Below are 22538 nucleotides of genomic sequence, written 5' to 3'. Positions count from 1 at the left end.
ATTACCTGAAATTGAGCCAATTTTGGGAAAAAATTTGTGCAAAACAGAGATTAGAGATTTATGATGCTAAGACCAAATGAACGCCTAAAATTAGATGACACAAACGACAAGCTGTTTTATGATTATCCTCGCTTCGTTACTCATGTCGATGAAGGATTTATTCAACAGCTAACGGATTTATATCGCGATCGCCTTCAACCCAACACGCGCATACTTGATATGATGAGCAGCTGGGTTTCTCATCTACCAGCAGAGATGCAGTTTGCTCACGTTGAGGGACACGGACTAAATGCTGAAGAACTAGCACGTAATCCCCGTTTAAATCATTACTTTGTCCAAAATATCAACGAAAATCCTCAGTTACCCTTGCCAGATCAGGATTTTGACGCCGTTCTCAACTGCGTATCAGTGCAGTATGTGCAATACCCAGAAGCAGTATTTTCCGAAATTCATCGAATTCTCAAGCCTGGTGGTGTTGTAATTACCAGCTTTTCTAACCGGATGTTTTTTCAAAAGGCGATTCAAGCCTGGCGGGATGCTTCTGAAGCATCTAGAGTTGAATTAGTCAAGCGCTATTTCGCCTCAGTCCCAGGCTTTACTACCCCAGAAGTCATTGTGCATAAATCAACAACGCCAGCTGTTTTACAGTGGTTGGGTGCAGCCGGCGGAGATCCGTTCTATGCTGTGATAGCTCACCGCATTAAGTAGTGAGCGGTGTTAGCGGTAGCGGGGCGTTTAGCCCGTGCTGAGTCAAGAGTCAAAAGTTGTCAAGAGTTAATAATTTTCTCATTGTCCTCCTTGTCCTGTTATCCCCCTGCTCCCCTGACTGCTGCCTCCTTCAATTAATCACAAGCCAGAAAGTAAGTAACTCTAGATAGCCAGCAATAATTATCAAAAAGTAAATTTTCTGGGTATAACTGACAGCAGCGCCCATAATTGCCTAAAAGCTCAAGATAAAGAGAACCCAAAGATGATTTTAACCCGTAAGCGTAGAATTTTAGCTGCTTTATTGCTCTCAGTTGTACTACTAACCACAGCTTGTACGCCAAAAGCACCTGGACGTTTTGATCAAGTGCAGCAAGAAAGTAGCCAAAAAAAGAGTGGTCAAGCGGTTGCCAAAAACGCAACTCAAGGCGAGAAATTTAATAAATTCTTCCCATCTACTCCAGCCGGCTACCAGTCCGTCTATACCCAAGAGAAAAAAGGCTTTGCTTCAGCGAATTTGAAAAAAGACGGCAAAGATTTAGCGATGCTGTCTATTTCTGATACTACTAGCACACCAGAAGCAGCGGCAAAGTTCTCGAAAAGCACCAAAAAAATTGGTGGTTATCCAGCAGTGGAACAAGGTAAGACACAAACTGCTGTTTTGGTAGGTAAGTATCAAGTGAAAATACTTTCTCGTTCACCGTCATTTACAGCGAGCGATCGCGCCAATTGGCTAGAGAAATTTAATCTTAACGGTCTAGCCAAAGTCAAATGATCTGAACTGCGGACATTTAGATAACAAAACCTAAACAAGGAGATTTTTGTGAGCAAATCGATTTTTGAGTTGGTTGATGAACTCCCAACCAATAACTTGACTATTTCTATGTTGAAATCCCTCGATTTTGTTGCTCCTGGTGAGTGGCAAAATACTGTTGGCTTTGTCAACACTATCAAGACCGTTACTGGTGAAACCGACGAAGATTTAATTCAGCAAATTGGCGAACGAGCGATTTATCTTTACAACGATCGCTCTCAAGGATATCAAAGAGCCTTGTGGCTTTATCAAACTGTTGATAGTACAGATAGAGCTCTTGGTGCAGCAGCTTTAGCGAACAAAGTCGGTGAGAAAATTCCCCTTTTAGGTTTTTTAAATTCTGTCACTCCCAAACCGGATAAAGCTCAAACCATCGATTTAACATTGAAATTAGTCGCTGAATTGGTAGCCTTTTGCCAAATTAACGGCATTCCTGGAGACAGTATTGGCGATTTTGTCGCCTCTTTGGGTGAGTATAGTGGTGAGTCACTTATTCGGATGGTGGCATTAGTTTGCGTTGATGGTTTGATACCCCTGGGCCCAGACTTCATCAGCAAAGCAATATCGGGGCTTAATCAGACAAATCCCCAAGAGTTAGAAAAAAACTCAACTTTCCAAAACATCAAAGATGTGATTCCAGGCAACAATTCCGCCGGTAAACTCAACTTTATTGGCGAAAGCTTTGACTCAGTTAAAGGTTGGATGAGTGGTATCGTCAATGCCAATAATTTAACGCCACAAAAGGTTGTTCACAACTTACAAGGTTTTGTAGAAATTGCTGATGACAAACTAGACTACTTGGCAGCGTTTTTGGATATGTCAACAAATTACTATGAACACACAGGTACGCAAACTTTAGCACGTCGCTTGATTGAACGAGCTGTAGCTGAGATTTAAATTGGTAGGTAATAGGTAATAGCCTTAATACTGTGCGTAGTGTCACCCGCAAGGGGTTAAAGGGTAAAGGATAAGGGGTAAGTTTCAGTCTTTCCCTTCTCTTACAAAATTCTGATGCCTTCTCTACGAGAGGCTGCGCCAACGGATAGCGCAGCGTAAAGCCTGCGGCATGGCTACGCTTAGAGCGACGTAGGAGCGTCGGAAGCCTCTCTACGAGACGCTCCGCGAACCGCTCAGACTTTGTGCTTTTCTCTTTCCCCCTTAACCGAGGGGCCACCAAGTTCCCCAATCCTTAGTACCCTGTTCCAGTAAGTTGGTGATTTTGCTATGTTTAAAGTACTAACATTTGCTCTTAAACCATTTGCTATCAGAAAAGTTCCAGCTTTTTTGTCAACAACTTTTTCGTATTGCTCTCAACCCGAAGCTTTAAAATCATAGAAATTGTAAATACGCTAAAACCTCACTGGCGCTGAGTCTGGGCTTTACCAATGAGTATGGATTTTATAGGAGAACTACTGGATGGACGCTACAAAATCCTTAAACAACTGGGTGAAGGAAATTTTGGTGAAACCTACTTGGCTAGAGATCAAAAACGTCCCAGCAAACCTGTATGTGTAGTTAAGCGACTCAAACCAAAGCATACTCATCCAAAGATACTGGAACTCTTTGAGCAGGAAGCAGTGATCCAGGAGAAATTAGGTGAACATCCCCAGATCCCCCGGCTTCTGGCTCACTTTGCTGTGCAAAATGAGCTGTACATTATCCAAGACTATGTAGAGGGACACACTCTCAGAAAAGAAATTGTGCGGGGAAAGCAACTTCAAGAGAGCAATGTCACGAAGCTGTTACAGGAAATTTTAGAGGTGCTAGTCTTTGTCCATCAACACAATGTAATTCACCGAGACATTAAGCCCGAAAATGTGATGCGGTGTAAACAAGATGGCAAGCTATTCTTGATTGACTTTGGCTCTGTGAAAGAAATTGGTACCCTCTCAATCAATCTTCGGAAGATAATTCGTAACACTGTATTTATTGGCACTCTAGGCTATATACCCGCTGAGCAAGCCAGAGGTAAACCTCGTCTGTGCAGTGATGTCTACGCTTTAGGAATGATGGGCATTGAAGCCTTGACAGGAATTCCTCCCTATCTCCTGCACGAAGATTCTCGTACTGGGCAACCTCTCTGGCGTGACTGTGTACGGGTGAGCGATCGCTTTGCCGATATTCTAGACACAATGGTGTTAGATAACTATACTTTGCGCTATCCGTCAGCAGTTGAAGCATTGCAAGCACTTACTTCAATTACAGTGTTGCCGCCATCATCCTCGCTGCTACTCTCGTCTCCATCACCTGCACCGTCAAACCTCAACTCAATGGTTGGATCGCAATTTGATCTCGATTTATTTGAGTTTGAGAAAATTGAGGTTGAGACGACAATCTTACCTGTGCAACAAGTTGAGTTTGAGATAGCCACTGTCTCTTTAAAACAATCGTTTGCCTCCACAGCTACCTATGACATTAATCGTACTCGTGGCTTTGCTCAATGCTTTATTGAAGATCTAGGTAATGAGATCACCTTAGCGATGGTATCTATTCCTGGGGGGCAGTTCCTTATGGGTTCTCCAGACTATGAACTAGAACGATTTGATTCTGAAAGTCCACAGCACTCTGTAACAGTCCAATCCTTTTTTATGGGTAGGTTTCCAGTTACCCAAGCACAATGGCGAGCAATTGCATTGCTTCCACCAATTAATCGCGATCTCGATCCTGAGCCAGCTAATTTTAAAGGGATAAACTATCCGGTAGAGCAAGTTTCTTGGGACGATGCAGTAGAGTTTTGTGCGCGATTGTCTCAGAAAACAGGACGAGCCTATCGACTTCCTAGCGAAGCTGAGTGGGAGTATGCTTGCCGTGCCAGAACCACTACCCCTTTTCATTTTGGTGATACTCTCACCCCCAGCTTGGCAAACTACAACAACAATATCTACAATGCTGGCTCCCAAGGGACGAATTATGGGCAAACGAGCTTAGTAGGAAGTTTTCCAGCAAATGCCTTTGGGTTATACGATATGCATGGCAATGTGTGGGAATGGTGCGCGGATCATTGGCACGACAATTATGAAGGCGCACCCTTTGATAGTAGTGTGCGGTTATCTAACGATGATGGTCAGTCTCGTTTGGTTCGAGGTGGTTCTTGGAAAAATTCTTTGAGGCTATGTCGGTCTGCTTATCGCAGTTGGAATCCTCAAAACGGCCGGGGAAACCTTCTCGGTTTTCGGGTTGCAGTGTCTTTTTGAAAAAGTGCTGAAGCTCGGTAGCGGGGCAGGAGGCAGGGGGCAGGGAGCAGGGAAGACAGGAAAGAAAGATATTTTGGAATGCAACAATGAGTATTTGATACTCGTGAATGAAGCTCGGAACTCCTTTAATGAGTATTTGATACTCGTGAATGAAGCTCGGAACTCCTTTAATGAGTATTTGATACTCGTGAATGAAGCTCGGAACTCCTTTAATGAGTATTTGATACTCGTGAATGAAGCTCGGAACTCCTTTAATGAGTCTTTGATACGCGTGAATGAAGCTCGGAACTCCTTTAATGAGTCTTTGATACGCGTGAATGAAGCTCGGAACTCCTTTAATGAGTCTTTGATACGCGTGAACAAGCATAAAAACTGCACTCCTGTTGCTCCTCCACCCCCCTGCCTCCTGCCTCCTGCCTCCTGCCCCCTCATAATCTAATCTTCACCCTCCTGTTGTTGTGCAATTGCTGTCAACTTAGCCAAGGACTTAGCTACTGCTACAGCTTGTTCTGATGTCTGATTAGCGATACTTGCAACTTCTAGAATAGATTGACTGGCAGCGGTTGAAGTTTCTACTTGGTTTGTAGTTGCTTGAGTTAGTTCCTCAATTAGTGCATTCACTTGGGTGCTAATGACGTTAATTTGATTAAGTTTTTGCTGAGTTTCTGCGGCTCCCTTAGTCCCGGCGATCGCCTGTTCTTTTCCAGCCTCCATTAATGCCACGATTTCGTTATTTGCTGTGTGAATTTCTGCTACTAGGGATTGAATTTCTGCAATGTCGGCATCTAATTGCTGCGCCAGATAAAGGACTTTTTCAGCGATAGAAACATCTCCACCTGCTGCACCAGTGCGGGCTGCTTCCAGAGCGATCTTCATAACATGGAATTTGATCTGTGATGTCACCTGAGCGATCAGGCTGACTCCTTGCAAGAGCTTTTGGGAAGGCTGATCTAAGCGCTTAACTCTTGCGGCAGCTTCTATAACTGTTGCTCGGATTGCCCAAATACTGTCTCCCGTCTGGTTCATGCCCTCCAGCCCGTCTTTTAACGTGTGATTAAGTCGCTGCTCATGGCGTTCAGCTTGTTGAAGACAGAGGAGCATTTCTTGAGCATAATTAGCCAATGCTTGAATTTGATTGTAGGCAGATGTCACAGACTCCATTTGGCTAACTGTCTCAGAGGAGAGAGTTTCGACAACTGTTTCACTATCCCTTAGTAGTTCTGATGCTTGATGCTGGAGTGCTTCTTTTTGTTGTTGCTGTTCGTAAAAGGCGGATTCAACAGATTCATACGCATGCTCTACCTGGTCTAGGAGCCTAGCATGATCAAGAGCAAATCCCACTTGCATGGCTAACTGAGCGAGCAAATCAATCTCAGACTGCTGCCACTCTCTAGGTGCAGAACACTGATGGGCAATCAGTAAACCAAATAACTGGTCATCTTTGAGAATGGGTGCAACCAGATTCGCCTTCACCGCAAAGGGTTCGAGTTGACTGATATGACAAGCGCTCAGTCCTGCTTCATAAATATTGTTGGTTGCTTGAACTCTGCCTGCTTGATACTTTTCAACATAGCCTTCAGTAAAACAAGGGTCTTTGATTTTGGCCCGCAATGCTTTAGGAAAACCCGGAAGCACTGCTTCGGCAATAACAGTGCCATACCAGTTGGAATCAAAGCTATAGATTATTACTCGGTCAGTACTGATTGCTTTGCGAACTTCGTCAACGGTGGTTCTAAGTACATCTTCTTCGTTGAGCGATCGCCGAATTCGCTTGGTAATATCTGCAATTAAATGAGTTTGCATCCCTTCAGCATCAATGCGTTGGAGCAGTCTGGCATGATCAAGAGCAAATCCCACTTGCATGGCTAACTGAGCGAGCAAATTAATCTCAGACTGCTGCCACTCTCTAGGTACAGAACACTGATGGGCAATCAGTAAACCAAATAACTGGTCATCTTTGAGAATGGGTGCAACCAGATTCGCCTTCACCGCAAAGGGTTCGAGTTGACTGATATGACAAGCGCTCAGTCCTGCTTCATAAATATTGTTGGTTGCTTGAACTCTGCCTGCTTGATACTTTTCAACATAGCCTTCAGTAAAACAAGGGTCTTTGATTTTGGCCCGCAATGCTTTAGGAAAACCTGGAAGCACTGCTTCGGCAATAACAGTGCCATACCAGTTGGAATCAAAGCTATAGATTATTACTCGGTCAGTACTGATTGCTTTGCGAACTTCGTCAACGGTGGTTCTAAGTACATCTTCTTCGTTTAGCGATCGCCGAATTCGCCGGGTAATATCGCTAATTAATTGGGCTTGGTCGGCTCTGTTATCTATCTTTTCTACAAGCCTTGCATGGTCGAGCGCAAATCCTACTTGCGTGGCGATTTGGGCGAACAAATTAATCTCAGATTGTTGCCAAAAACGGGGTGCAGAGCACTGATGTCCAATTAGCAAGCTGAATAGCTGGTTATCTTTGAGGATGGGCGCAATGAGATTTGCTTTGACTGCAAATCGCTCCAATAACCCGATATGACAATCTTTAAGATTAGCTTGATAAATATCATTGATCGCTCGGACGCGCCCTTGTCGGTATTGTTCGACATATCCCCCTTCAAAACAGGGATCTGAGACGGTCGCCCACAACGTCTTTGGTAAACCAGGTGCTACTGCTTCTTCTATAAACGTTCCACTCCCACGCTCGTCAAAGCGAAAGATGACCACACGGTCTATTTTGAAAGCTTCACGAACTTGTTCGACGGTTGTTCTCAGGACATCTTCTTCAGAAAGTGCTTCCTGAATGCGACGAGTAACGTTCATTAATAACTGGGAACGCTCAGCTTCAGCTTCTTGTTTCCAGATCAACTCTGGCAGCTGCTCTTGTAGCAGGTTAATATTTGCCTGTAGCGTCACTAGTTCATCTTGGTCAGCAACGCGAGTCCGAGTTCCCACTTCCTCTCGTCGTAGTCTATTTACTAAAGCAGTAGAAATCTCGGCAGCAGATAGAACTTGACGAGTGGCACGATTTGCCAGGAAAGCAGCGATCGCTCCTGCTGTTAAAGCTATCACCCCAGTCTCAATTAATAGGGATGAACGGTTTTTGTTGAGCGCAAGTTCAACTTCTTGGAGATCTGTCTTACTTCTTGTAAATCTAGCTTGGGTAATCTGCTCAGTAATGGATTGACTGCCAAAGTAGCTAGCTATACCAACTGTCAGCACCGGGAGCATAGTCAGAGCGATCGCCCAAAAGGTTGCTTTAGACTTCAAGCTCCATTGCTGCTCAGGCAAAAGAGACTCTGAAAGGCTTGCGAAACTACTGAGCTTTGTCATACGCCTATTCAGTCTACTCTGGGAATTACTCTTAGCAGCTTTGTCTAGGCGAGTAACAGAGCTAGTGGTAGCGTTATTACTATTAGACTTATCGGAGGAAGGCTGAGTCATGGATAAAACCTCGCCAAGATGAATCGGCACAGCTAGATTGAGTATATCTGCTTTGCAAATCGGTGATGCAATGTCGAGGTGTAATATCCCTGATTAATTCCCCAATCGTCCTCATGAATTGTGTACACTCTATTTCTATGTCAGTTATTTTTAACCGTTGGGACAAGGTGCTATTGAGGCAAACGTAGATCCGCTGCGATCGCATATAAATAAGGTTGAAAAATAGCCAAATTTTCTAGTTTCTCAAACTTACCTGTTTGCGACCCTGGGTCAAAGGCAGTGGTAATTACGTAAAGCGTACTACCATCAAAGACAACATGACTGATATGTTGCTCTTGTACTCCACCTTGTTGCTTGATTCCAGTAAACCCATAGCGGATTCCCTGAAGCTTACCAATAGATACTGGTTGTGCTGGATAAACTGAAAAAACTATCTGCTTTCCATACCCACTCTGACGATCTTTTAATAAAACAGTGTAATAGTCTGCAACCCAAGCCTTGAGTGCTGTTAATACTTGGGTTTGATACTTGGTTTGGTATTCTACCTCAGAACTAGGTGGAATACCTGCTGCTACCAACTTCTTTTGAAAATCTTGATTGTTTGCCAGTGGATAAACTCCGATCTCAACCGTACCCAAAAGTTCTTCTTGAGAAGAGATACACAACAAGGGTGCATTTCCCTCACAAGCAGCGACTTGCCAACCAGTTGGGGCAGCAGTTTTTCCTAAGATTTTCCTCCAGATATTTACTTTATCAGGACTAGGAGACTCTACCACGGCTGAGGGTTGTGCCACTTTAGTAGTAGAAAAGTAAGGGAGAATTAACTTTGCTCCCACAGGGATTAAAACAAATAAAATAGAACCTAGTAAAAGATGGTATACTCGCAGCATTTTTCCTGAAAATCCATAACCAAAGATTGTAACTTTATGGGTATACAGGAAGATACTCTATTTTTCCGAAATTGATACATAGCTATATATAAGCAGTAGCGCTGAAAGCTAATACAGCACTACTACTAATATTGATGAACCACATCTTTTTTATCTCGCGCAAAGAGAAGTTTCAGCAGCGGTCTCAACTGCTCAAAACTTTCCAAGCAAGAGTTGCACAGAGCAATATAAAAGTGTGGTCTAAAAAGATCAAAGAAGTGAGATGGAATTCTGAAGAGATGCTGGCTGGATATCAAATCGAAAGACAAATTTGCTTGGATGTTAACTGTAGCGAGAACGTTGCTTACGACGTTGCTTGTGCCTAGCAATTGCTTTACGCTTCTCTTTTTCTATTGGCGTCTCAAAATGACGCTTTTTTCTCATATCCTGGAAAATTCCTGCTTTAGAAACTTCCCGCTTAAATCTTCGCAAAGCTGATTCAATACCCTCATTCTCCCCTAAAACTACTTGCGTCATTCTCATTCCTCCTTCTGTGGATGAATAGTTTAAAACTAGAGACAAAATAAAATACTCCAGCAGATTTGAGCCTTTGGCTTCATCTGCTGGAGACTCTAGATGTGAATTTTTCAGTATAAGGACTTAGTAACGATTGCGGCGGGCATTATTACCACCCCAGCTACCACGAGAGGAATTACTTCTTTCTTCACGAGGTTTAGCTTTGTTTACTTTCAAGTCACGTCCCATCCACTCAGCACCATCCAGTGCTTCAATGGCAGCTTGTTCTTGTGTATCTGTTTCCATTTCTACAAAAGCAAACCCACGTGGACGGCCTGTTTCCCGATCAGTGGGTAATTGAACTCGATTTACTGTTCCGTACTCTGCAAAAGCTCGCTTTAAATCCTCTTCTGTAACCTGATATGACAGGTTTCCCACGTAAATTGACATAGAATGTCTCCGAATTCAGAGAGTGTAGAGAGTTAAATTCGGAGAGACGCTTTTTAAAAATCAAAACGGGTTACTCAACCGAAAATAATCCTTATATCCATAATTATAGCACAGGCTCAAATTAGCAACTCATACTGAGTAGCTTTCAAGAATAAAACTTTCAGACAGTTTTGAGAAACTGCCAATAATGGGTTCGTGTCGCCTGCTCTATTTGGATTGTTAAATGCAAATAGATGGCTAGCGATCGCCTAAAAGTTTTCAACTTGAAAATAAGGCTGGATCTAAAACCGACGGATCTAAGGAGTTATGTTTTTTATGAGTGTGGTGGTAATCTTACCATGAACTAATGTCATAAAAGCGCATTCGCACGGAAATTACCCAGACTCTAGCTATGCGTAAACTGTGCTAAAGCCATTTCTGCTTTTTGACATAACATCTCGTGATGCTGACTGGTGCTAGCAAGTAAACCACCCCACTGATTGATATCATCGGTGTTGTATTGTAGTGGAGTGCCATCGAAGTGAGTAAATTTACCCCCAGCTTCCGTCAAAATTAATTCTGGAGCGGCTATATCCCAGTCTTTAGGAGCAGACTTACCGGAAAGGGAAATGTAGACATCCGCCTGTTGTTCAACGATGGTGGCAATTTTGCACCCTACACTGCCAACAGCTTTCTGATTTTGACACGGTAGGTGTTGTAGTAAGTAATTTAATCGTTCATTGCGGTGAGAACGACTAACAACTAAGGTTAAATCTTCAACTCGTTTGCTTGACGAAACATTTAAGGGAATAGATGCATCACGGGTTTTGACAAATGTACCTCCACCTTTTGTCGCGTAGTACAATTTTTCTGCTTCGGGTACTGCTACTACTGCTAGTACTGGGCGTGTCTTGTGTACTAAAGCAATATGAATCGCATAATCCCCAGTTTTTTCGATAAAGTCTCGCGTACCATCTAAAGGGTCAATAATCCATACCCACTCAGGAGTGTCCCCACCCAATTGCGATTGATAAGTTTCTTCGCTGATATAGGCAAAGTCTTCATTACCCAAGGCCGCTTGTAAGTTCTCTAAAATGTATTGACTCACAGCTATATCTGCAACTGTGACAGGCTCATTATGTTTATATTGCACTTCTAAGTTAGAATTTTTTGCAGTCTCGTGGTAGTAAGACCGCAGTATATTTGCGGCCCCCAAACCAACATCAAGAGCGATCGCTAATATTTCTTGTAAGTTTTTCATTAATTTAGCCTTGTCTAACTTAAACTAACTTCAATATTGAGCCTAACTACTCAGAATCTATCCAGCGACGCGTGCCAAAAAATTGGCAAGAATCAGCGGCGGTATTAGCTGCTTGTGCTAGGGCATCGTTAAAACTTTCTCTTAAAATATAGTTGCAAAAAGCACCGTGGAAAATATCTCCAGCCCCCAGTGTATCAACCGCTTGGACACGTGGCACAACTATTGCACCAGTTTGATCGCAACTCAAGTATTGAATTGGTTTTTCTCCGTGGGTAATGGCAATATGAGGAATGCCAAAGGCGTGGAGGTAGGCAAAAACTTCTTCCGTAGTGTAGCAATTGGGAGGATAAAAATTAGCAGAACAAACAGCGTAATCAACAAAAGGTAAAATTTGCTCAAATCCAGGTTTCCAACTCCCACCATCGATCGCTACTGGGATATTCTTGGCTTTAGCCATTTGAGCGATCGCGCTTCCAACTGCCATCTGATGCCCATCAATAAGCACAATATCGACATTTTGTAAAATATTTGCTGGGATATATGCGTCACTAATTTGATTTTTGACAGCATTGATCGAAACTACAGCCCGTTCACCTGTAGCTTGGGTGACAATGATAGAAGATACAGGCGGTGCTGTAGTAGTGCTGGAATCGAGATCAGCGATCGCAACTTTGTAATTTGCCAAATCTTGGCGAATTAGTTGCGTCATCGGGTGAAAACCCACCACACCCAAAACCTGAGCTTGATTACCTAAATAACTGAAAGTAACAGCTGCGTTTGTGGCTGGGCCACCTGCTGCTACAGTATAGTCAGCAGCAACAATCTTCTGATTATTCCTAGGAGCAGAGTCAGCAAGGTAGATCAAATCCAAGGTTACTAAACCTACAAATAAACCGTAAAAAGATTTGTCATTAGTCATTTGTTATTAGTCACTTGTTAAGAGTCAAAAGTCAAAGGTCAACAATTATTTTCTTCCCTCTGCTTTCCCTGTCCCCCTGCCCCTCATCTCCCAATTTGTCGCTCATGCAGACCGATCCAAAACCAGGAACACTTTACGTCGTCGGGACACCAATTGGCAACCTGGAGGATATGACATTTCGGGCTGTACGGATTTTACAAACTGTGGATCTGATTGCTGCGGAAGACACGCGTCATACAGGGAGACTTCTACAGCATTTTCAAATTAAAACACCCCAGGTAAGCTATCACGAACACAACCGTAACAGCCGCATCCCGGAGTTATTAGAGCACTTGGGTAATGCCAAAGCGATCGCTCTTGTCAGTGATGCGGGAATGCCAGGAATTTCCGATCCTGGATATGAATTGGTGAAAGCTTGTATTGAGGCGAATATATCAGTAGTTCCTATTCCTGGAGCTAGTGCTGCTATTACTGCTTTGAGTGCAGCGGGGCTACCAACTGATCGGTTTGTGTTTGAAGGCTTTTTGCCACCAAAAGCTCAACAACGACAAGAACATTTAGAAGCTCTGCAAACAGAATCTCGCACATTAATTTTCTATGAATCGCCCCATCGTTTGCGAGAAACTTTGCAAGACTTAGCAGAGTTTTGGGGAAGCGATCGCCAAATCGTTTTGGGGCGGGAGTTAACTAAATTGTTTGAGGAATTTTGGCGGGGGACAATTGCTGAGGCGATCGCCCATTACAGCCAACGCGAACCCCAAGGCGAATATACTTTAGTGGTGGCGGGAAACCCACCGACTCAACTTTTACTGACTCCAGAGGAATTGAAAGCCGAATTGCAACAATTGATTAATCAGGGAATATCGCGATCGCAAGCTAGCCGTCAATTAGCAAAAATGACTTCTCTTCCCCGTCGTCAACTCTATCAACTAGCTCTTTCTTTAGTCCTGAGTCCTGAATTACCAGATTAAATAAAATAATATTTACGTAATATCAAGCATAAATTTAAAAATGCCAGTATAATTTTGACTACAAAGTCCAGCCACTAAAAAATGCAAAAATTTTATGAGCAGGCTGTTAATTAAACTCATAGGTTTAATTCTCATTTTCACTGGTATCTACTTTTTCGGTCAAAACATCATATTTGTTAGTGGCTACTACACAATTTTTTCTCGCAGCTTGCCTGCGACTATTTCAGTTTTAGCAACTATGGCAGGCAGTCTGACATTGGTATTTTTCCGTAGAGAAGCTAGTAACCTTGGATGGATTTTGCTGGGGATTGGCATAGTACTAGTTTTCTTGAGTGGTGGGGTAATTTTGAAAGCAACTAGCTTATGGAATTTTTTTGTTGCTTTTACGGCATTGGCAGCTGGATATAAATTACTAAATGAGGGCAGAATCAACTTTTAAAATAAGCGGAAATATTAGATTTTTGTTGTGTTCATTAGTAGTTAATTTACTTTGTTTATTAGCAATATAGTACATTTAGGAAAATTTAGTATTATAATTTTTTTATCTTCTCTGCTGCCGCTGAGAGTGTGGTGAACACTAGGATTAATTTGTAGCTAAGTGCTAATTTCATGAACGATAAGCAGCCTCAACCGGATGAATTCCCTCTTAATTCTGGCTTTAGCCTAGAGGAGTTTGGCTAAGTTTGAGGCTACTATTACAATGGAAACTATTGATGATGAGGACAAGGTAAGAATGACCCAAGTGGTTCTAGGAGAGAACGAAGGAATAGACTCAGCTTTGCGTCGGTTTAAACGCCAGGTTTCCAAAGCTGGTATATTAGCCGATGTAAAATACCATCGGCACTTTGAAACACCGATAGAAAAGCGCAAACGTAAGGCAGTGGCAGCTAGACGCAAAAGACGCTTTAAATAAAGCTATTTGGTTTGGTACTGGCGTTACTTGAGAAAATAGTTTTAAAACAAGTAACAGCACGTTGCCATTATTCTTACAAAAATTAATCAAAATGTGCCGCACCCCTTATTGGGGTGTCGGTGAAATGCTCTCTCTATAAGCAAGGTGCGTCAAGATTTTTATTACTGGTTAGATAGAGTAGCTTAAAATCGCTGCCCATCAACCAAAATAAACGCCTTAAAACACCATTTAGCTTCTTTTATCAGACTAATAGAGTAGCATTCACCCACCTCTAAGGCTCAGAATTATCGATGGTGCGGCTATTACAAAGATTCATAGCCTTTTCCACTCCCTGTTTGAGGCTTAGTTCTATACACTCAACAACGAACTGAAGTACAAGAGACATAAGTTGAGTTTCGGCAACGGAAAACCGCCCTAGTACATGGGAGACAGTTTCGGAGTTATCGCTATTAGCTGCACCTTTTGGTTTACCAATGCCGATTCGCAAACGAGGAAAGTTTTGTGTGCTAAGATGGGCGATCGCACTTTTCATACCGTTGTGTCCTCCAGCCGAACCAGACAAGCGCAGGCGAGTTTTTCCCAAGGGCAAATCCATATCATCATAAATCACCAGTACTGACTCTGAAGGTAATTTATACCAACTAGTTACTGCTTGTATTGACTGACCTGAGCGATTCATATAAGTCAACGGTTTCAGCAAGCGGATTTTACTTCCACCTGGTGCGATTCCTTCGCCGTACTCCCCTTGAAATTTGCGATTTTCTGTTATGGAAATGTGCCATGAACGGGAGAGAGCATCCACAGCAGCAAAGCCAATATTATGGCGTGTTTGGTCATATTTAGAATCTGGATTCCCCAACCCGACGATTAGTTGGGGAATAACCAGAGCTGGTTTCGTAACACCTTCTGACATTTTGCCTAGAATCAATCGATATGCAGCGCTCTCCTAACTAGCTTGGGAAGAACTTGCAGTATCTTGCTCCGATTTAACAGCCTCAAGTTGCTTAGGTTCCAACTCAGCAGTAGTTTTCACAACTTGTTCCAACTGTTCTGCTTCTTTTTGAAACTCGTTTTGAAACTCCTTAGAAGCATCTTGAAAACTGCGAATTGTTTTACCCACACTACGACCAATCTCTGGCAGTTTCTTAGGGCCGAAGATTAACAATGCAACTACCATAATTACAGCCATTTCTGGCAGACCGATACCAAATATATTCATTTTTTTCTCCTGTAAACTCTCAAATTATCCAAAAACCCACATTTGTAGTTTAGTCAATAGTTAGTCCTCAGTGACAAATCATCAAGAACTGATGTGGCAACTAAAAACTGATAAAAAAACCCGGACGAGCCGGGTGTAGGTTAACTTGTTAGCTAAGCTTAATCGCTTTGTATCAGTTAGCCGCCTAAACTCCGCCAATCGACAAGTACATCCTGAACCAACAGTGATTTATTGTAAAGTTGCAGAATAATCAGCAGAAACACAAAAAATAGCAAAATAAAAACAGCCATTACAGGTGTAGTTCCCCAACCTGGAGCCACCTTGCCATACTCAGAATTCAAGGGCTTCAGGATATCTCCCAACCTAGTCCGTTGTGCCATAGTTCACCTAAGATTACTTGCCAAAGCTTTTTTTAATCTTCTGTAATATTCTATAAGAATAGCACTCATAATCTATCCCTAAATTATGGAACCCGCAATAGTTCTTAGCATTTCTGTAGCTACCGTGGTAGTTGCAATCACAGGACTGGCAATCTATACTTCTTTTGGCCCTCCTAGCAAGCAATTGAACGATCCGTTTGATGACCACGAAGACTAAGAAGGTCAAGGGTCAAGGATCAAGAGTCAAAAGTTAAAAGTTAAAAACTTAAAGCTCAAGACTCAAGATTAGTTACTCACCCAAGCCTGAGATTATTCGCTGGTTATCACCTTGAAACTAGCGATTTTCCAGGGTTGTATCGTCAAGATTTGTTGCTCAGATGAGAATTCAGTAGTGGCAGAGGAACGCTCTAACAAATCTACTGTCTCTTTAAGACTCAACCCTAAATCACTTTCCAAAGATAACTCGGCTGTTTCCCCGTGACATTCGTAACACCGCAGAATTAGCTGCTGTGGGTCATCTTCAGATGGTTTAAGTGCCATCAAGATGAGATTTTCAGATGATAAATCTAGGAACCTCCTCCCTAACCCCTCTTTGCTCGCGCAGAGGAGAGAATTTGGATGTGAATTTTCACAAAACTGATTTAACATGACTTGCAATGGTATATTCAATTCATAGCCACGTCGTGCTGTATGAGCTGATTCCCAACTACCAGCATGAGGATACAAAGCATAAGTAAACTCGTGAAAGCCTTTGTCTGCCTCTGTATCAGGCCAATTAGGACTCCGTAACAGCGTTAACCGTAGTTGATTTGGTTGGCTATCGTAACCATATTTACAATCATTCAGTAAGCTAATACCGTAGATATCTGCATCACCTTGTGTATTCCCAGTCAAATCAGCCCAACGTAAGGCGGGGACTTCCCATTTTGCTTGTTCTGCTGGAGTTTGGGGTTTGGTTGGGCGACGAATAGCGCCACAGGGAATCTCATAGGTAGCGAAGTCTGCTTCGAGGTTTAAAGGAAAAGCAGCTTTCACCAATACTTGACTTTCTTGCCAATTAACTGTGGAGGCAATTTTTAGCAGAGGTGAACCAGCTTGCAAGATGTAATCTTGGCAAAATTCCGATTCACCCAACTGACGCACCACCCGCACACGAGTTTGCACAGGGCCTTGTTCTAGATATTGAATAGATATTAGGCTGGTTGGAGGTAGGGGATGCTGGGCATAATTGGGGTCTATATTCCAAGCATCCCAATATTGACCACTATCTTTAAAAGCTTGTAGTTGATTCCCTGCACCATTCAAAACTTCTCGTTGATAAGCTTTATTAAAAACACTTGATAAATCTCCTGTGTCAGGATTGACGATAACCCGTAAGAATTCATTTTCCAGAACCCAGTCAGGGGAAAGGGAAGGGGTGGGGGAAGGAGAGAGCGGAGGAGTGGGGGAAAGCCAGAATATACGGTAGCCTACAGGTGGAATGTCGGTTGCGAGAAATAGTAGCGTTGATGGTTCAGATAACTGAGATGCAAGCTGTTTTCCAGAAATATCGTAAATCTGCCATTCTTGGGTAGCTGTTGCTGATGTGGGTAAGGAGACAGAGATCACTTCAGAACGCTGCCAATTGAGAGAATTGAAAACGAAAATAGGTAAACTATTAGGTTTTGGTGGTTCTGGTAGGGTAATATGAGATGCGATCGCTAAAAGTGACTCATGTAATATCTTCGTTCCTACTTGTTCCACTTGTTGCCATTGGGGCAGTGCATCTATATAAACTTGGGTAATTGAAGAACCAGGCAAAATATCGTGAAACTGTTGAAATAATAACTGCTTCCAAGCTGCTTCTATCTCTGCTTTGGGATATATCACGTCACAGCTTACTGTTGCCAAAGTAGCAAATAGTTCAGCTTGATACAATAACCCTTCACAACGACGATTCCAGCGTTTTTGATCTGCGTGAGTAGTGTAGCAACCACGATGAAATTCTAGGTATAGTTCGTCATTCCAAGCGGGGAAGGAAGGGGGAGAATCATAACTACTGTCTTGTGCCTTCTGCCTCCTGCCTTCTTTATTGATTTGCTGTAAATACTTTTCAGCCGTCGTAAATTCTAGCTCTGGGAATAAAGGCGACTTTTGCCAGCGTTGGGCGGTTTCTAGCATATCACGGGTAGGGCCGCCGCCGTGATCGCCAACACCGGGAAGCCAGAGGGATTCTGGTAAACCTGTTTGGGTTTGCCATTCAAGAGCATAAGATACCATTTTAACAGGGTCGATACCTTCACCGATGGGTGCAGACATCAAACTAAATACTTCACTACCATCAGGCGATCGCCACCAAAAAGCACCATAATCAAACTTAGTAGTGTCATTCCACCGCAACTTTTGCGTTACAAAATACTCAATACCAGCATTAGCAAAAAACTGCGGCAGAGTTGCACAAAAACCAAAAGTATCTGGAACCCAGACAGTATTTGAAAGCTTACCAAATTTTTCCTGGATGTAGCGCTGACCATATAATAGTTGACGAGCGATCGATTCACCAGCAATTAAGTTGAGTTCCGGTTCAACCCACATTCCACCGACAACTTCCCAACGTCCAGCGGCTACCGCTTCTTGAATTGCCCTAAACAAATCCGGGCGATGTTCTTCAACCCAAGCATAAAGCGCCGGAGTTGAATGACAGAAAATTAACTCAGGAAAATCTTCTTGCAATTTTAAAACTGATTCAAAAGTGCTTTGTGCCGCATTCCAAGTTTCATTTACAGGCCAAAGCCATGCTAAATCTAAATGAGCATGACCTAATAAATAGATTTTGGATTTTAGATTTTGGACTTCGACTTCGCTTAGTCGAGCGATTTTGAATTGAATTAGCTTTTGGCGTAGGAGCAAAAATGATTTTACTAACTCTTCTTTCTCATCCTCTGCGTCCTTCTCTACGAGACGCTTCTCTGCTAGAGGCTCCGTCAACGCGAATGCGTCTTGGCGGTTCGTTACCTCCTCCACCGCCGCCGCCAACTCATCCAACCTCTCCGGCGCAAACTTTTCTAAATAAAGTTGTATTACTGCCAATTCATCAGCCACAAAACCCGGATCAGGATTATTATCATCAGTAGATTCATATACAAGGAGCGATCGCACTAAAGCACCATCACAATGTCCCGGACTTACCAACCGCAAAGCAATAGTAAACTCTTCTCCTGGCGTCACTCCCCGACTAAGAAGCACTCTAGGTGAGCAATCAAATAAATCTCCCTCCAGCGCTAACTCTCCATTTACATAAATCTCAGCCGAATCTGCCCACCAAACTAGCGCCAGCCACAAAGATAACCCCGCTAAAGGATAACCTTGTAAATCTTGGGGAACCACCAATCTTTGCACCAGCCACAGCACTTTTTTCCCACCTGTCCAAGCAATATGTCCTTTAATATTTAATGAGGCAAGTTGCCAAACAGATAAATCAGATGTGGCAACATCAGTAATAACTTGGTCATGTTCCTGGTATAGCCAGTTAGACTGAACATTAACTTGGCAACAAGAGCGCAGTTTCTCTATTGCTTCCAAGATGAATCTAGTATGAGATTGAGAGATAGAAGGGGTCATATTTTCGCTAAGATGAAGGCACTTACGATAATTAACAGTTTGTCGTTTTTATTGGTTGGCGGGAGTCTCACAATTAAACAAGACTTAAACTAACAAATCACTACCATGTCTTCTGGTTCTTCTGGTCATTATCAAAGCAGACTATTTAACTTTGTCCACCAGCAATCTCGGCGGGTGACAGAAAAGTGGGAAAATACTTTTCGGCATTTGCAAGTTGCCACTAAGTGGGGTGTGGAGACACTAATTTACTCAGTATATTTACTGTTTCAGTCATCTGAATCAGATGGAAAAACTCTACATACCAAAGAACCACAAACTAGGCTAAAGTTACAACCAAATGATACCGATTTATCAGCAGAAACACACCTCACTGTTGATACCCCCATCCAGCATGTATTAGGAGCAATCGAAAATCTCTCATCTCAAGAGCTTACTGCTACTTCCTCAACTGCACATTTAAACCCCTTGGCATTTTTGGGGACTTTGTGGGGGAAAGCTATTCATCATGAGCCTACAACTAACGCTAATCCTTCTCAATCCTTAACTATTTCAGATAATTCAGCAGGGAGTCTTATACCCTCACAGTCAAAAAATGCTCTTAAGCATCATCTTCCAGTTGTGCGGGGAATTGCCACAAATTTGCTGAATCGCAATTTAGTACTTGTTACCGCTAATAATGAAATTCTAGATATTTTGACATCACAGCAGCAATCCAAACTAGAAGACAAAATTATTAGCGAAGTTGCTAATTACTGGTATTCTTTGCGGTTAGCTAAAGCTAAAAAAGAAAAGGTTTTATTACCAGAAATTGACCGTTTATTAGCAAAGCTCACTGGTAAAAGTACAAGCAAAATTCTGTCTCTTCCTGAAGGGACATCGAAAGATTTAAATTTAATTAATAAGAGTAGATTGCTGAAATTCTTAGATGCATCTGTTGCAAAGTTGGAAGAGAATGCTGTAGTACTAGTGCAACAACGCAGTCGGGAAATTATCCAAGTTGCTCAAACACAGTTAAATATATTTCTGTATGGTAAAGAGCGGTTAGCTGCTAGAGGAGAAATCGCCGTAAATGCTGATGGTTTGGAAAGTCATACGCTGAATTTTCAGGCTTTAATTGAGGCAGCACTTAATTACTTTTTTGGTGTTAGCGCTGGCAAAAACCTTGAGTCAAACGGTAATGTTAGACAATTACAAAATAAACCATTATCCCATCGTCTCAAGACATTACCTAAAAGTCCTCAGTTACATAACCACGATTTACTAACAGATCCTTGGCTGAAGTTGAGTGATTTATTTGGTGAGTCTAAAACTGTTGCTGACAAACCAGTTACAGTAACTCATAGGCTAAATCCTGTACTGGCTTCAAGTGTATCACCAGAGATGCCTGTATCGAAGAAAGTTGTGCCATCAAAATCGGTACAAAAGAAAAAACCCAGCCACAATCTCACCTCAACTCAAAAAACATCGGGAAAAATCATCTCTGCAAACCAAACTCAAAGCTCTGTTTCCCAATCTAAAAGTGACACTCGCAAAGAAGACGTTTTCCAGCAGCTTCGTCAAGGTACTCAAATTGAAGCCAAGCCAGATTGGATAGAAACTACAGCAACATTGATGGGCTATGAGAAACACCCCTTAGAGCAGCTTTTAGAATGGCTTGACAGTTTTATGCTCTGGCTAGAAGACATATTTGTCAAAATTTTTCATGTATTACAACGGCTGTGGCGAGGTAAATAAGCTGGTAAATATTGTTTAATAACCTATAATAATATTCACAATTTTCCAATTCAGGAAAATGAAAAAGGAGAATTTTGATTATCTATAGTGTTATTAGTGGTTTGATAAAGTGAAAATTCTTGTTTACTGTAAATACTTCAATTTCAAAAATCCCTTAGATAAACCGAAAATTGAAACATTTGCGGTGAATTTGCCTCAAATTCCTAAAGTAGGTGAAACGATTGTAGTTGAGAGAATTTCACCCCAAAAGCAATTTGTGATTATTTTTGAATATATTGTGACAGCAGTCCAGTTTAATGCATCTAGGGAATTAGCTGATTCAGTAGATGCTCAGGTAAATGCATTTTTGAATCACTGTTGGGAGGGAACATCAAATTTTAAAGTTACAAACTTTTTAGAAAAGTAACTTTTTACCAAAGCATGTGATTGAAGAAATGACGAAATAGCTTAGTTCCTGTTGGTTCCTGATAGTCTTTTGGTAACAGAGCAAGCATTGCATTCTGCAAGGCTTCTAAAGCTGTTTCTATTTCTTGTCGTTTCGGTCTGGTAGTTTGAGAAAAGCGTAACGGCTCACCTACCCGAATAGTTAGCTCTTTTCCTAGATATAGGTCATGAGTTCCGATCAGCGCTAAAGGGACGATCGCTACACCAGTTCGTAAGGCGTAAATTACAGTTCCTCGCTTCAGGGGAAGATGTAAGTTACCCTCAGCATTTCCTAGTCGTCCTTCGGGAAACAGAACCATTCCATCCCCACGAGTCAAAATTGCTACGACAATGCGATCGATCTGTCGCAGTGTGTGTATGTCTTCCCCTGTACTCACAGTTTGTTCAATTGCTGTAGCTAGATCCACAAGGTCTTGTCGTCCTGATTTAGCCGCTGCGATGACGGCGAGTTCTTCTTTCCACACTCGTTCTAAAGGAATGACACCTCCCGCAAATTTGAGGACAAGGCGCTTCCACCACTTGTTATAAAGGGTGCGGGCATCGCCTAGGATGTAATAATAAGGTTGGGTGGGGAGTTCAGCCAGTAGCAGCAACGGATCGATGTGGTGGAGATGGTTAACTGCTAGGATTGCAGGTTCCTGGGGTATTCTTTCAGGGTGTTCAACCTGCACTCGGAAAAAGGAATGGATGAGCGATCGCATCACAAAGCGACGCAACCAAGGCTTAGCTCGATGTTCTTGATGTCCTTGGCTAATAGCTTCCAACCCATTTAGAGTTTCTTCAATCGTCTGGCGAATCGCGCGATCGCTAGCCGCAGCTACACCTTCTTGTACCCGCTTGATGCTTGCGGTAGTTAAGGGCGGTAAGGTTTCTGATTGTGTTTTACCTTCCTGCTGGTGGTCGGATGTCAAGTCGGCTGCTTTTTGAACCGGATGAATTTGGGAACTTACCCCATCAGCTAGGTCTTCTGGAACAGATTCACTAGAAGAACTTTTGATAAAACCCTCCTTAAATTCATAAAGAAATCATAGTTCTTAATGCCATATTATTAACCAATCTACTGTTATGTAAAAGCAATAAAACTGTCTTATCTAACTTAAATTATCTGTAATTCCTCCCATAGCTGGAGGTT

The 22538-nt window shown here is 42.4% G+C and carries 21 protein-coding genes; 10 read left to right on the top strand and 11 right to left on the bottom strand.

Annotation, left to right across the window (positions count from 1 at the left end):
• Positions 1–60 precede the first annotated feature (60 nt).
• From HCR01_RS04105 to HCR01_RS04090, 4 genes are all read left to right on the top strand, one after another.
• Positions 61–708 (top strand): class I SAM-dependent methyltransferase, encoded by a 648-nt coding sequence (locus HCR01_RS04105; RefSeq protein ID WP_193194755.1) that lies wholly within the window; start codon positions 61–63, stop codon positions 706–708.
• 262 nt (positions 709–970) lie between these two features.
• Entirely contained in the window at positions 971–1480 is a 510-nt protein-coding gene (locus tag HCR01_RS04100; RefSeq protein WP_193194753.1) for a hypothetical protein, read from the top strand.
• Between the two features lie 48 nt (positions 1481–1528).
• Complete coding sequence (locus HCR01_RS04095) at positions 1529–2416, top strand: hypothetical protein (protein WP_193194751.1); 888 nt, start codon at positions 1529–1531, stop codon at positions 2414–2416.
• Positions 2417–2904: 488 nt separating this feature from the next.
• Positions 2905–4713, top strand: coding sequence for a bifunctional serine/threonine-protein kinase/formylglycine-generating enzyme family protein (locus HCR01_RS04090; RefSeq protein WP_226889109.1), 1809 nt, complete (start codon positions 2905–2907; stop codon positions 4711–4713).
• 435 nt (positions 4714–5148) lie between these two features.
• Here HCR01_RS04090 and HCR01_RS04085 read toward each other — a convergent pair whose 3' ends face one another.
• The 6 genes from HCR01_RS04085 to HCR01_RS04060 form a co-directional block, all read right to left on the bottom strand.
• A complete protein-coding gene (locus HCR01_RS04085) occupies positions 5149–8151 on the bottom strand; it encodes a GAF domain-containing protein (RefSeq protein ID WP_193194748.1) in 3003 nt (1000 codons plus the stop codon).
• Positions 8152–8321: 170 nt separating this feature from the next.
• Positions 8322–9041, bottom strand: coding sequence for a hypothetical protein (locus HCR01_RS04080; protein ID WP_193194746.1), 720 nt, complete (start codon positions 9039–9041; stop codon positions 8322–8324).
• A gap of 321 nt (positions 9042–9362) precedes the next feature.
• Positions 9363–9557 (bottom strand): 30S ribosomal protein S21, encoded by a 195-nt coding sequence (gene rpsU / locus HCR01_RS04075; RefSeq protein ID WP_191757119.1) that lies wholly within the window; start codon positions 9555–9557, stop codon positions 9363–9365.
• Positions 9558–9680: 123 nt separating this feature from the next.
• Positions 9681–9986, bottom strand: coding sequence for an RNA recognition motif domain-containing protein (locus tag HCR01_RS04070; protein ID WP_162394693.1), 306 nt, complete (start codon positions 9984–9986; stop codon positions 9681–9683).
• Positions 9987–10371: 385 nt separating this feature from the next.
• Positions 10372–11226, bottom strand: a complete 855-nt coding sequence (locus HCR01_RS04065) for a 3'(2'),5'-bisphosphate nucleotidase CysQ (protein ID WP_193194744.1) — start codon at positions 11224–11226, stop codon at positions 10372–10374.
• 46 nt (positions 11227–11272) lie between these two features.
• Positions 11273–12145 carry a sugar kinase gene (locus tag HCR01_RS04060; RefSeq protein WP_193194742.1) on the bottom strand — a complete coding sequence of 291 codons (873 nt, stop codon included), beginning with the start codon at positions 12143–12145 and terminating at the stop codon, positions 11273–11275.
• Positions 12146–12249: 104 nt separating this feature from the next.
• Here HCR01_RS04060 and rsmI point away from each other — a divergent pair, with 104 nt between their 5' ends.
• From rsmI to rpsU (HCR01_RS04045), 3 genes are all read left to right on the top strand, one after another.
• Entirely contained in the window at positions 12250–13116 is an 867-nt protein-coding gene (rsmI, locus tag HCR01_RS04055) for a 16S rRNA (cytidine(1402)-2'-O)-methyltransferase (protein ID WP_193194740.1), read from the top strand.
• A 94-nt stretch (positions 13117–13210) separates the two neighbouring features.
• Positions 13211–13555 (top strand): hypothetical protein, encoded by a 345-nt coding sequence (locus HCR01_RS04050; protein WP_193194738.1) that lies wholly within the window; start codon positions 13211–13213, stop codon positions 13553–13555.
• Between the two features lie 294 nt (positions 13556–13849).
• On the top strand, positions 13850–14029 hold the full coding sequence (gene rpsU / locus HCR01_RS04045; protein ID WP_017655011.1) for a 30S ribosomal protein S21: 180 nt from the start codon (positions 13850–13852) through the stop codon (positions 14027–14029).
• 271 nt (positions 14030–14300) lie between these two features.
• On the opposite strand, the gene pth is transcribed toward rpsU (HCR01_RS04045), so the two are convergent.
• From pth to psbH, 3 genes are all read right to left on the bottom strand, one after another.
• Positions 14301–14942, bottom strand: a complete 642-nt coding sequence (gene pth / locus HCR01_RS04040) for an aminoacyl-tRNA hydrolase (protein WP_193194736.1) — start codon at positions 14940–14942, stop codon at positions 14301–14303.
• 33 nt (positions 14943–14975) lie between these two features.
• The gene (locus tag HCR01_RS04035) at positions 14976–15248 is read right to left on the bottom strand and encodes a TatA/E family twin arginine-targeting protein translocase (protein WP_193194733.1); all 273 of its coding nucleotides are present in this window, start codon (positions 15246–15248) and stop codon (positions 14976–14978) included.
• Positions 15249–15424: 176 nt separating this feature from the next.
• Positions 15425–15628 carry a photosystem II reaction center phosphoprotein PsbH gene (gene psbH, locus HCR01_RS04030; RefSeq protein WP_162394686.1) on the bottom strand — a complete coding sequence of 68 codons (204 nt, stop codon included), beginning with the start codon at positions 15626–15628 and terminating at the stop codon, positions 15425–15427.
• An 85-nt stretch (positions 15629–15713) separates the two neighbouring features.
• Here psbH and psbN point away from each other — a divergent pair, with 85 nt between their 5' ends.
• The gene (gene psbN, locus HCR01_RS04025) at positions 15714–15845 is read left to right on the top strand and encodes a photosystem II reaction center protein PsbN (protein ID WP_193194732.1); all 132 of its coding nucleotides are present in this window, start codon (positions 15714–15716) and stop codon (positions 15843–15845) included.
• Between the two features lie 92 nt (positions 15846–15937).
• Here the strand turns inward: psbN and HCR01_RS04020 are convergent, their stop codons facing one another.
• Positions 15938–19228 carry an alpha-mannosidase gene (locus HCR01_RS04020; protein ID WP_193194730.1) on the bottom strand — a complete coding sequence of 1097 codons (3291 nt, stop codon included), beginning with the start codon at positions 19226–19228 and terminating at the stop codon, positions 15938–15940.
• A gap of 105 nt (positions 19229–19333) precedes the next feature.
• On the opposite strand from HCR01_RS04020, the gene HCR01_RS04015 reads away from it, so the two are divergent.
• Both HCR01_RS04015 and HCR01_RS04010 read left to right on the top strand, forming a co-directional pair.
• Complete coding sequence (locus HCR01_RS04015) at positions 19334–20962, top strand: hypothetical protein (protein WP_193194728.1); 1629 nt, start codon at positions 19334–19336, stop codon at positions 20960–20962.
• Positions 20963–21071: 109 nt separating this feature from the next.
• Positions 21072–21368, top strand: a complete 297-nt coding sequence (locus tag HCR01_RS04010; RefSeq protein WP_162394682.1) for a hypothetical protein — start codon at positions 21072–21074, stop codon at positions 21366–21368.
• 4 nt (positions 21369–21372) lie between these two features.
• On the opposite strand, the gene HCR01_RS04005 is transcribed toward HCR01_RS04010, so the two are convergent.
• Positions 21373–22317: a lysophospholipid acyltransferase family protein gene (locus HCR01_RS04005; protein WP_193194726.1), complete on the bottom strand. Its 945-nt coding sequence runs from the start codon at positions 22315–22317 to the stop codon at positions 21373–21375.
• Positions 22318–22538 lie beyond the last annotated feature (221 nt).

The organism is Nostoc sp. MG11, from assembly GCF_014904695.1.
Taxonomy (GTDB): domain Bacteria; phylum Cyanobacteriota; class Cyanobacteriia; order Cyanobacteriales; family Nostocaceae; genus Komarekiella.
The sequence above is the reverse complement of the archived record's forward strand: the minus strand, read 5'-3'. Positions and strand labels throughout refer to the sequence as shown.

What these genes read in the sequence shown, in the direction of transcription:
- HCR01_RS04060 (WP_193194742.1), bottom strand. Translation starts at nt 12,145, where the DNA reads ATGACTAATGACAAATCTTTTTACGGTTTATTTGTAGGTTTAGTAACC.
- pth (WP_193194736.1), bottom strand. Translation starts at nt 14,942, where the DNA reads ATGTCAGAAGGTGTTACGAAACCAGCTCTGGTTATTCCCCAACTAATC.
- HCR01_RS04085 (WP_193194748.1), bottom strand. Translation starts at nt 8,151, where the DNA reads ATGACTCAGCCTTCCTCCGATAAGTCTAATAGTAATAACGCTACCACT.
- rpsU (WP_191757119.1), bottom strand. Translation starts at nt 9,557, where the DNA reads ATGACGCAAGTAGTTTTAGGGGAGAATGAGGGTATTGAATCAGCTTTG.
- HCR01_RS04065 (WP_193194744.1), bottom strand. Translation starts at nt 11,226, where the DNA reads ATGAAAAACTTACAAGAAATATTAGCGATCGCTCTTGATGTTGGTTTG.
- HCR01_RS04105 (WP_193194755.1), top strand. Translation starts at nt 61, where the DNA reads ATGATGCTAAGACCAAATGAACGCCTAAAATTAGATGACACAAACGAC.
- psbH (WP_162394686.1), bottom strand. Translation starts at nt 15,628, where the DNA reads ATGGCACAACGGACTAGGTTGGGAGATATCCTGAAGCCCTTGAATTCT.
- rsmI (WP_193194740.1), top strand. Translation starts at nt 12,250, where the DNA reads ATGCAGACCGATCCAAAACCAGGAACACTTTACGTCGTCGGGACACCA.
- psbN (WP_193194732.1), top strand. Translation starts at nt 15,714, where the DNA reads ATGGAACCCGCAATAGTTCTTAGCATTTCTGTAGCTACCGTGGTAGTT.
- HCR01_RS04035 (WP_193194733.1), bottom strand. Translation starts at nt 15,248, where the DNA reads ATGAATATATTTGGTATCGGTCTGCCAGAAATGGCTGTAATTATGGTA.
- HCR01_RS04080 (WP_193194746.1), bottom strand. Translation starts at nt 9,041, where the DNA reads ATGCTGCGAGTATACCATCTTTTACTAGGTTCTATTTTATTTGTTTTA.
- HCR01_RS04100 (WP_193194753.1), top strand. Translation starts at nt 971, where the DNA reads ATGATTTTAACCCGTAAGCGTAGAATTTTAGCTGCTTTATTGCTCTCA.
- HCR01_RS04050 (WP_193194738.1), top strand. Translation starts at nt 13,211, where the DNA reads ATGAGCAGGCTGTTAATTAAACTCATAGGTTTAATTCTCATTTTCACT.
- HCR01_RS04090 (WP_226889109.1), top strand. Translation starts at nt 2,905, where the DNA reads ATGAGTATGGATTTTATAGGAGAACTACTGGATGGACGCTACAAAATC.
- HCR01_RS04015 (WP_193194728.1), top strand. Translation starts at nt 19,334, where the DNA reads ATGTCTTCTGGTTCTTCTGGTCATTATCAAAGCAGACTATTTAACTTT.
- HCR01_RS04020 (WP_193194730.1), bottom strand. Translation starts at nt 19,228, where the DNA reads ATGACCCCTTCTATCTCTCAATCTCATACTAGATTCATCTTGGAAGCA.
- rpsU (WP_017655011.1), top strand. Translation starts at nt 13,850, where the DNA reads ATGACCCAAGTGGTTCTAGGAGAGAACGAAGGAATAGACTCAGCTTTG.
- HCR01_RS04070 (WP_162394693.1), bottom strand. Translation starts at nt 9,986, where the DNA reads ATGTCAATTTACGTGGGAAACCTGTCATATCAGGTTACAGAAGAGGAT.